The organism is Candidatus Hydrogenedentota bacterium (assembly GCA_012523015.1).
Taxonomy (GTDB): Bacteria; Hydrogenedentota; Hydrogenedentia; order Hydrogenedentales; family CAITNO01; genus JAAYBJ01.
In genome coordinates this window covers 1-9,558 of record JAAYJI010000316.1, presented here as the reverse complement: position 1 = coordinate 9,558, position 9,558 = coordinate 1, and the positions used below count along the sequence as shown (strand labels likewise).

At 51.6% G+C, this 9,558-nt stretch carries 7 protein-coding genes and 1 pseudogene; all 8 read right to left on the bottom strand.

The window, feature by feature from the left end; genetic code table 11:
* On the bottom strand, positions 1-954 hold a 954-nt coding region (locus GX117_13840; GenBank protein NLO34411.1), incomplete at its 3' end, for an undecaprenyl/decaprenyl-phosphate alpha-N-acetylglucosaminyl 1-phosphate transferase.
* Entirely contained in the window at positions 951-2,033 is a 1,083-nt protein-coding gene (locus GX117_13835; GenBank protein NLO34410.1) for a hypothetical protein, read from the bottom strand. The genes GX117_13840 and GX117_13835, both read right to left, overlap by 4 nt.
* 189 nt (positions 2,034-2,222) lie before the next feature.
* Positions 2,223-3,398 carry a glycosyltransferase family 4 protein gene (locus GX117_13830; GenBank protein ID NLO34409.1) on the bottom strand — a complete coding sequence of 392 codons (1,176 nt, stop codon included), beginning with the start codon at positions 3,396-3,398 and terminating at the stop codon, positions 2,223-2,225.
* The gene (locus tag GX117_13825) at positions 3,395-4,156 is read right to left on the bottom strand and encodes a 16S rRNA (uracil(1498)-N(3))-methyltransferase (GenBank protein ID NLO34408.1); all 762 of its coding nucleotides are present in this window, start codon (positions 4,154-4,156) and stop codon (positions 3,395-3,397) included. Before GX117_13825 ends, GX117_13830 begins: the two co-directional genes overlap by 4 nt.
* Positions 4,157-4,219: 63 nt before the next feature.
* Positions 4,220-4,489: pseudogene (locus GX117_13820) on the bottom strand (phosphoribosylformylglycinamidine synthase subunit PurQ).
* Positions 4,490-4,492: 3 nt separating this feature from the next.
* Positions 4,493-5,008: a phosphoribosylformylglycinamidine synthase subunit PurQ gene (locus GX117_13815; GenBank protein ID NLO34407.1), complete on the bottom strand. Its 516-nt coding sequence runs from the start codon at positions 5,006-5,008 to the stop codon at positions 4,493-4,495.
* Positions 5,009-5,038: 30 nt separating this feature from the next.
* The gene (locus tag GX117_13810) at positions 5,039-8,002 is read right to left on the bottom strand and encodes a phosphoribosylformylglycinamidine synthase (protein NLO34406.1); all 2,964 of its coding nucleotides are present in this window, start codon (positions 8,000-8,002) and stop codon (positions 5,039-5,041) included.
* A complete protein-coding gene (locus GX117_13805; GenBank protein ID NLO34405.1) occupies positions 7,983-9,053 on the bottom strand; it encodes a phosphoribosylformylglycinamidine cyclo-ligase in 1,071 nt (356 codons plus the stop codon). Before GX117_13805 ends, GX117_13810 begins: the two co-directional genes overlap by 20 nt.
* Positions 9,054-9,558 lie beyond the last annotated feature (505 nt).

Below are 9,558 nucleotides of genomic sequence, written 5' to 3'. Positions count from 1 at the left end.
GACGCCGGAAAGAAAGAAGGCAAGTACGCCCATAAAGGCAGACAAAAGGTATAGGGCGAGAACTGCCTGTCTTTGTGTCAGGCCCAAGGCAAGAAGACGATGGTGTAAATGGTTGCGGTCCGGTTCGAAAAAACCTCCTTGCGAAGCCCTGCCGATGCGGCGGAGAAAGCTAAGAACCGTATCCAAAATGGGGATGGTGAGCACGATCATGGGGATAGTTAATGCAATGACCGCCACCCCTTTTTGTTGCTCCAACAAGGTAGATGCACCGAAAATGAAACCTAAAAACAGCGCGCCGGCGTCACCCATAAACACTGAGGCGGGGTGGATATTGTAGCATAAGAAAGCGATGGTGCTTCCTGCCAAAAATGCCATGAGGATGCAGGAAAAAACACGATTGCCTTGAAAAGCGATGGCAAAGAGGCTGAGAGAACCGATACAGACCAGGCCGGCAGCCAAACCGTCCAGCCCATCGGTAAAATTAACGGCATTCATGACGCCTGCAATCCATAAGGCAGTGATAATGATTGCGAAACCGCCGATGTATAAACTTCCGCCTAAAGGACGCATGATAATGGTGCTGCCAAAGCCGAAATAATATAAGGCGCCGCACAGCAGCAATTCCAAAGGCAATTTGATTTTGCTGGACAGGTCGCAAACGTCATCGTAAATACCCAAGAGCACAATGAAGAAACCGGCAAGCGCCATGGGATAGAATTCAAGGGCAGCATAACGGGGCGCAAAAATATCCAAGCCTATGATCACGGCCAAGAAGGCAAGAAAGAAAGGGAGTCCGCCTAAGTAAGGAATGGCGCGGCTATGAATTTTCCGCGCACTAGTCGGCGCATCCACCACTTCCAAATACAAAGCGAGTTTACGAAAGAGGGGCACCAATATCCAGACAATCATAAAGCTGCCTAAGGCGACTAGTAAGTAGAGGAGCGGCGGTTTCATGGCGTTGTCTCCACCGGGAACAAGGCACAAATAACAGGATGACCCCGTCGGCCCTGGAAATATTCGGGGGAACGGCTTTGCAAGGCGGTTCCGGATGGAGCGCCTTTGATACCGATGGCGGCGAAACTAGAACGGAGCCCGATTATATGGGATTCGCCGCCGGCAATGGGTGTCTTATCGATGCCGAATTGCAACAATGCCGATTCCATGGCGTTGGTCATGAAAACAGACGCCTCGTCGCATACAGCAAAAAGACCAATACAACCCTCCGGCGCGCCTTCAAGCACCTGTATCATGCGCAGTCCTTCTTTCATGTGTCCCCAAAGATCGAAACAGTCCGACTCAAAGGCTGTGCCCGTCTTTGCGTCGACGAACACCACGTGCATGCCCCGTTCACGGGAAGTTAAATCTTGATCACCAACAAAGATGTGCACGCCCCGCCGTTTATCGCGTCCACCCCCGCTATAGCAGACCAACGGCAGACCCCGGTAGGCTTCATCGGCGCATTGCCAAGTCCCGGCTGCGACGGCGCTGCCGCTCAATGTGAATAAAGCAATCTGCCGGGCTACAGACCAAGAATCGCTGAGACCGGAAAGATCCAAAGCCTTACAAAAAGAAGCGGCGGCAACAGGGATCCCTTGACCACAAAAACGGGACATGTCTATGTAGGCGTCGGCTTGCTCACGGGTTAAAATAGATAAGGCTTCACGATCGACAGGCGTATCGGATAGGAGGCTATACCAGCGCGCACGGGCTGTTAAAAAGGCGGCTTTCTGATCATTTCCACGGCGCTGCTCCAAGGCGGCGAGGCGCAAGTAAGGCACGTCCCAAGGCGGATTAAATTGTGCCACGCCTTGGCGGAGCACCTCCATCGCGTAGTCTTCAGGAAGGTTTTCTGCATAGGCAGGAAAGGATTCGGGCAGGCGGAGCTGTTGATGCTGATATCGAGGGAAATGTACCCAATTAAAGAGCGCAAAGGGTAGGGCTATAATCAACCAGAGCAAAACAACTTTTACCCAAGGCGCTGTTGGAGCGGCAGTGGGAATCTGCTCTTTTGATATGTCGGAAGAATCTGTCATGGCTACAGTTTATGCAATGAAGCGATGAAATACAAAACCGCCCCTAAAACTTTGTAGATTCGATTTTTACACATACAAGGTCTAGGAAGGGAGGTACGGTTCAGCGTCATAGCCTTAGCGTTTATCGACAGATCCTTTTCTTTGCTGCTGCACGCTAAGGAGTATTTCAAGCAAATCTAAGGCTTTTTCCTAGCGGTTACTATGAATCTCCACATAGTTTCTTCCGTTTTGTCCGTAGGTCTCGCGCAGGGCAGGATTACGGTCCAAATGGGTGATCGCCTCTGCCAAGGCTTCCACATCTTCCGGAGGCACACAAATACCTGCGTCTGCCGCTTCCAATACCTCCCGTGCCTGTCCGTCCACGCCTAGAATAATGGGTCTTGCACAAGCCATGATCTCAAAAAGTTTGCTCGGTATATTGGTGAGAAAGATATCACACTTTTTCAACGGTGCCAGGCAAATGTCTGCGGCGGCGTAAAATTCTGGCACCTCTTCCCTCGGTTGATTGGCTATAAATTCGACATTGCTAAGCTGCCATGACTGCGCTAATTCTATGAGTCCTTGCCGTTCCGCACCGGAGCCCACAAAAACAAAATGGATATGCTGTTGATCTGCCAGCATCCGAGCGGCGGCTAAGACCGTCTCCAATCCTTGAGACATTCCGTGGGTGCCGATATAAAGGACAACGCACCGATCTCCCCAGCCGTAGCGAAAACGCATGGTTCCCGTGCGCTCTTGAGGTGTAAAAACATCAAGATCGATGGCGTTGGTTACTGTGAAGATTTTTTCTTCACCATAGCCTTCCTCGATGAGTATATGCCGCGCTGCCTCGGCAACGGTGACAATGGCGGCAGCGCGCCGATATAAATAACTTTCCACAGCGCGCAATATTTGAATCAGCCATTTATTGCGAAGCACGTTAAGATCGATAATCTGTTGCGGCCAAAGATCGCGCACTTCGAATACAAAGGGGCAGCGTTTGAATCGAGCGAGCAATTCTCCCGCCAAGCCGCAAAGCAGTTGGGGCGACGTCGCAATTACCACATGGGGTTTACCGCCTTTTACCACGCCCCAGAACAAAGCAGCCGCCATAAAACTGACGAAGGCGATGCTCCGCCGTACGCGTCCCGCATTGGCTGCAGTCAAAAACCAACAACGAAGGACACGCACATCGTCAACAATGGATTCATAGACAAATTGTGAGCGATATTCCTCGGGGATTTCGCCGGTGGGATGGTTGGGTACACCGCAAATGACGGTGACATCATGTCCTTGTTTTGCCCATTCCCGAACATGTTCATGGGTACGCGCTGCAGGCGCGCCCGGTTCCGGTGGGAAATATTGGCATAGAAACAGGATTTTCATTCCGAACTTTCAGCTTCAGCTGCAGGTCTGCGCAGCGTCAATGGCGGACCGAGCCAACCCAGCCGATCAACAACGCGGGTCATCAAAAATTGGGAAGCCGTTTCGCTGCGATAGATATAGGGGCCTAAACTGACCGGGGTCATGCCGGCAGCTTGGGCAAGTTCTTTTTCGCGTGATGAGAAATCGCCTTCCGGACCAATTAGCAGCGTCAACGTATCGGTGAGTTCCAAGCTAAGGGGAAGGTGTTGATCGGCATCGGGAAGTCCAATGAGTCCCGGTCCGTCGACAGCCGTTAACAGCGCTTCGAGAGACGGAAAAATCTTGATCTCAGGCACATAAAAACGACCGCATTGTTTGCACGCCTCCACAGCACTTTTGAACCAACGTTCTTGTAGGCTGAGTGGTTTTTGTCCATGATCTGCCTGCCAAAAATATAGGCGGGATACACCCATTTCCACAGCCCGGCGTAGAACTTCCATAAGGGCTTTATCTTGCTGTAGTCCTGCTTGTGCGACGGTTAGAGTGATGGGCGGCGGCGGAACCAAGTCTCGCTCTTCGATGTCCATCAAAACTTCGTGACGGCCCGAAACACCCAAAGGACCCGATAAAACATGACCACGCCCATTGAACAAGGAAATTATTTCACCGGCTTGAAGTCGGGCTACACGCAGCGCATGATGGGCTTCTTCACGGGGAAGGATTATCCGCTCTTCAGGATCATCATCAAAAGCTACATAAAAACGATTGGGATGGGACATGGCAATGCTACCCTGTGTCTATCACAGCAGGGACGATATCCACTGCGGCTTAGAGACTCATCATTACAATTCCCGACGGGCGAATTCCACTGCGTTACGGAAAATCTGCAGCCCGGCCCCTTCTTCGGGAAGATGGAGACCGGTCCATTCCGGATGATTAACACGATCTTGATAGGCTTCCGGACGGGGCATAAGTCCAAACAAACGGCCGCTCGGGTCGCATATACCGGCGATTGCCTCTGTTGATCCAATGGGATTTCCGGAGGCAACACCTGCGCCGTCCTCATCGCCGGATGACGCGTATTGTAAGGCGACCTGTCCCTGGTCGAAGAGACGCTAGAGCACGCTTTCATCTTGAGGAATGAATTTGCCATGTTCACAGCGCAGCGGCAGGTCTAGGCTTTCCACTTCATGGAGCCATAGGCATCGCGTATTTTCCGGGCGTCTTAGGTGTACCCAGCGATTCTCAAAGCGGGCACTGTCATTTTGGCTCAAGGTGCATGTTTGTTGGAAAGAGCCGTCGAAAAAGGGCAGCATCCCCAAGCGGAGCATAACTTGAAAGCCGTTGGAGATGCCGATAGCTAATTTCCCTCGGCCAACAAAGTCTTGAAGCGCTTTCTCCAGTTTGAAGCGAAGCCGATTGGCGAGGATCTTGCCCGGTCCCGCAGCATCACCAAAAGAAAAGCCGCCGGGAATCGCCAAGATGTGGGCACGATCCAACAAGGAAGGATCTGCCAACAAATCGTTAAGATGAATACGTGAAGCCTGCGCGCCAACCCGGTTAAAAGCACGCTGCGTTTCTTCGTCGGCGTTGATTCCGAATCCTGTTAATACTACGACGTTAATAGTCATTGAAAGAGCATCCTTATGCTTGTTTAGCGCTTACCAATCCAGTGTTTTTTTCCAAGCGTCGCGCAGAACGGAGAGTTCTGCATCAATATAACGATCGTCACCGCAGCTAATGCGCAACACAGGTTCAGGACTGGTTTCGCCAACACGATAACAGGCACTTCTCTTCATAGCAGCTTCAAAAGCCGCGGCATCTTCCGCCGCAACCGTTACAACAAAGCGGCTTTGCGATTCGCTGAATAAGGCGATGATTCCATTTTCCACGCCCAAGGGGGACAAGGTAACGGTCATCCCGTATCCGCCGGAGAAGGCACTTTCCGCGAGGGCTGCGGCAAGCCCGCCATCAGAAACGTCATGACAGGACTTGACAAGACCTTCCATAATGGCTTGGTGCAGCCGTTCATATAATTTGCGTGCAGACAAGTGATTTACCCGCGGCGGACATGAGCCTGTCATGCCGTGAAGGGCAAGATATTCGCTGCCGCCCATTTCATCATAGGTCTCGCCCAGAACGTAGACGATATGACCTGCGTCTTTCACTTCCATGCTCACGACTTTATCCACATCTTCAAGAATAGCGGCGGCCGTGAAAAGGAGCGTAGGGGGAATGCTGATCTTTGTGTCGCCCATGCGGTAATCATTTTTCATGCTGTCCTTGCCGCTGATCAAGGGGATGTCATAGGCAAGGCATACATCGTAAAGCGCTTCACAGGAGCGAACCAATTGCGCCAGTTTGTGGCGGCCGTCAGGAGTCGTTTCGCTTTGCACGGGATCAGGCCAGCAAAAGTTGTCCAGACCGGCGATGGTTCCGATGGCGGCACCAACCGCTACAAGGTTGCGTACCGCTTCATCCACGGCGCACGCCGTCATGGCGTAGGCATCAAGTTCCGCGTATTTCGGGCAAATGCCACAGGCTACGGCAATACCCCGCTTGCTGTCTGCTAAGGGTTTTATCACGCCGGCGTTTCCCGGACCATCATGACCGGGTCCCTGAAATTGTTTAAGTACGCTCTGCCCTTGAACCTCCTGATCCATCATGCGCACGAAATTTTCTTTGCTGCATACATTAAGAGAGCCGAGTACGGCGGCGAGATCGGCGCTCAAATCGTTTTGATCAGGAGCAGGCATAATTTGCGGCAGTTCCGTCGTCGTGTCTAGGCTCGCCTCCAGGTACATGCGCGGCAGCCCATCATGAAGAAAGTCCATGTCCAGTGCCGCGATTAATTGGTCGTCGTAATAGCAGCGCAGTTGTCCGGAATCCGTAAATGTTCCCAATACCGTTGCTTCCACATCGCGGCGCCGTGCCAAGTCGAGAAAGGCATCTACATGTTCGGGCGGAACGGCAAGGGTCATGCGCTCCTGCGCTTCAGATACAAAGATTTCCCAAGGCGCCAGTCCGTCATATTTCAAAGGCGCACGGTCTATATGAACATCAGCGCCGCCGGGCTTTAACGCCATTTCGCCGATGCTCGACGACAAGCCGCCTGCTCCGTTATCCGTGATACAGCTATAGAAGCCGAGATCCCGCGCTTCCAGTAAAAAATCGCCCATGTTTTTTTGTGTGATGGGGTCGCCAATCTGTACGGCCGTGGCAGGCGAGCCTTCATGGAGCGCTTCCGAAGAAAAAGTCGCGCCGTTAATGCCGTCTTTGCCGATGCGGCCGCCGGTCATGATGATAAAGTCGCCGGGTCGGGCGGCTTTTTCCCATACAGGCCGACCGCCGACGATGGCGGGACTGAGACCGCCGGTGCCGCAGAAAACAAGGGGTTTACCAAAAAAATGTTCGTGGAACACAAGGGCACCGTTGACATTGGGAACGCCGCTGTGGTTACCGCCCTCCTGTGCGCCTCGGAGCGCGCCTCTCAAAATTCGGCGCGGATGCATGAGACGGGGCGGAATTTCACCCGCGTAAAAGGGTGACGCCACACAAAGTACATCGGTATTTAAAATGCACTGAAAACCCAAACCGGCGCCGAGAATATCTCGGTTAACGCCTACAATACCGGTCATGGCGCCGCCGTAAGGATCCAGAGCCGATGGACTGTTGTGGGTCTCTGCTTTCAGCGCAAAGACATGGTCTTCATCAAAGCGGATGATGCCGGCGTTGTCTTCAAATACGTTGACAAGCCAAGGCACCCGTTTGCTGACCGCATCGGTTACTCCTTGAATATAGGTTTTGAAAAGACTCGTGATCCGATATTTTTCGGTGCCGTCTTCATAATCGATAACGGCATTGAAAATTTTATGTTTGCAATGTTCCGACCAGGTTTGCGCCAAAATTTCCAATTCAATATCCGTAGGTGATGCAGGCAATCCCGCTTTGGCTCGGGCATCGCGTACCTCTGCCTGTTCGTAATAGTCGTGAATAACCCGCATTTCCTCCAGTTCGAGGGCGAGCATCCGATCGCGGCTTAACGCCTTCAACGCCTCATCCGACAGATCGAGGCTCACTTCTTCCATGAGGGGACCGGCGGTCTCTTTTACGATAGGCAGTGCCAAAAGAGACTGACCGTCACGGGACCGCATTTCTTCGGCGCTTTGAATGCTGTACTGCTCGATTAAGTCATTTGCCAGAAGGGCCGTGGTAATGTGAACCGTTGTTTCATAATCCACGCAGGACAAGGCGTAGAGCGTGCTTTTGTACACACCCTCAGCTTCAGAAAAAGAACGGCCCAACGCATCTTCGACGGCGCTTAGGGCGCTGCGACCCACCGTATCAGTCACACCGGGCAAAAAACCGATTTCAACCAAGCAGCTGTAGTCCTTTGCCAGGGATCGGTTTAAAGCGCAGTCGTGGGTGATCGGGTTAGAGAAAACTTGTTCACAGATTACGGTCAGTTCTTCTTCGCTCAGCGCGGCATGAATCGTATAGACATCAATGATACGTACAGCTTCGACGTTTATATCAAGATCTTGGGCAATCTGAGCGCGCACAGATGCTCCTGCCGGGTCCGCTTGGTTTGCTTTGCGCGCTATTTCAATTCGATGGGTCTTCATAATTTAATTTCCCTGTGTAATGTACCTTGCCATCTCCGGAAATGATTTTGCCGACAACGGTGCATTGTTGGCCGGCGAGCGTTATGGTTTCTTGAACACGATTAAGCTGATCCGGGGAAATAACAAAAAGATATCCCTGACCCATATTAAAAGTGCGCAACATTTCTTGATCCTCTACATTGCCTATTTCTTGCAAGAAACGGAACAAAGGAGGCACTTTCCAGCTGTTCAAATCAATTTCTGCAGCGAGACCCTCGGGCAGGATGCGCGGCACGTTATCCGTGATACCGCCGCCCGTGATATGCGCCATGCCATGCACATCAGCAACACGCATGACTAACTGCATCAATTTGGCATAACTGACATGGGGTTCCATCAGCGCCTCTGCCACCGTCGCGCCTACGCCGGGCATGGGATCATCGGGGCTCAGCTCCGCGACCTCAAAACAAATCTTTCGGGCTAGACTGAAGCCGTTGGTATGCAAGCCCGTGCTCGGTAATCCGACAATAACATCGTTTTCTTCGATGGCGCTGCCATCCGCAATTTTTGGACGATCGACGATGCCTACAATGGTGCCGGCTAGATCATACTCACCTTCCTTATACATGTCCGGCATTTCCGCTGTTTCACCACCGATGAGCGCGCAGCCGGCATATCGGCAGCCAATGGAAAGGCCACGTACAATTTCGACGACTACCTCCGGATGCAATTTGCCCACGGCAAGATAATCGAGGAAAAACAGAGGCCGCGCCCCTTGCACGAGAATATCGTTGACACAGTGGGAAACCAAATCAATACCGACCGTGTCATGTTTGCCGGTCATAAAAGCCAATTTCAGTTTGGTCCCAACACCGTCGACACTGGAAACCAAGACTGGTTCCTCATAGTTTTTTAAATCTAATTGGAACATGGCGCCGAAGGTGCCGATATCGCGCAATACATGCTCTGTGTACGTGCGGCGGATCAGATCTTTCATTCCGGACAAGGCCGTGGTGGCTGCATCAATATTGACTCCGGCATCACTATAGGTTAATGGTTTTTTTTCTTGCATTTGTTTCCTTCCTTTTGCCTTGGGGAATGTTGTGCAGAATAACGACCGGCCGGTATGTGTTCAACAAACACCGCTGCCAGCATGTAGTACCCTGTTAAACCGTGTGCGGTATGAAACCACGCGCTAAATGTATCATAGAAATATCTGAATTTACAAAAGACTGTGCCATTCCCCGTCATAACGTATCTGTTGGAACCTTATTGTTTGAAGCAATACGATCTTTAAAATGGAAAGTAGACCGGGATGAAAAGGGACTTGGGGGGATCTATTAGAATGGGATTTCGAGAAACACAGGGTATAAAAAAAACGACTCCCGAGTCATGACGACTTTTCAAACTTGTCCATTTTAATCTGTCGCATTAAACAACATAAAGACGCCTTCTTGTCCCGCCTCAGTAGGAATAGGACTTCTCAACCAGTCACAATGTGTAGACTAGAAAGGAGAAGTCATGAAGAAAAGCCGCAGACATTTTACCGCCGAGGAGAAGGTGGCGCTGTTACGCAG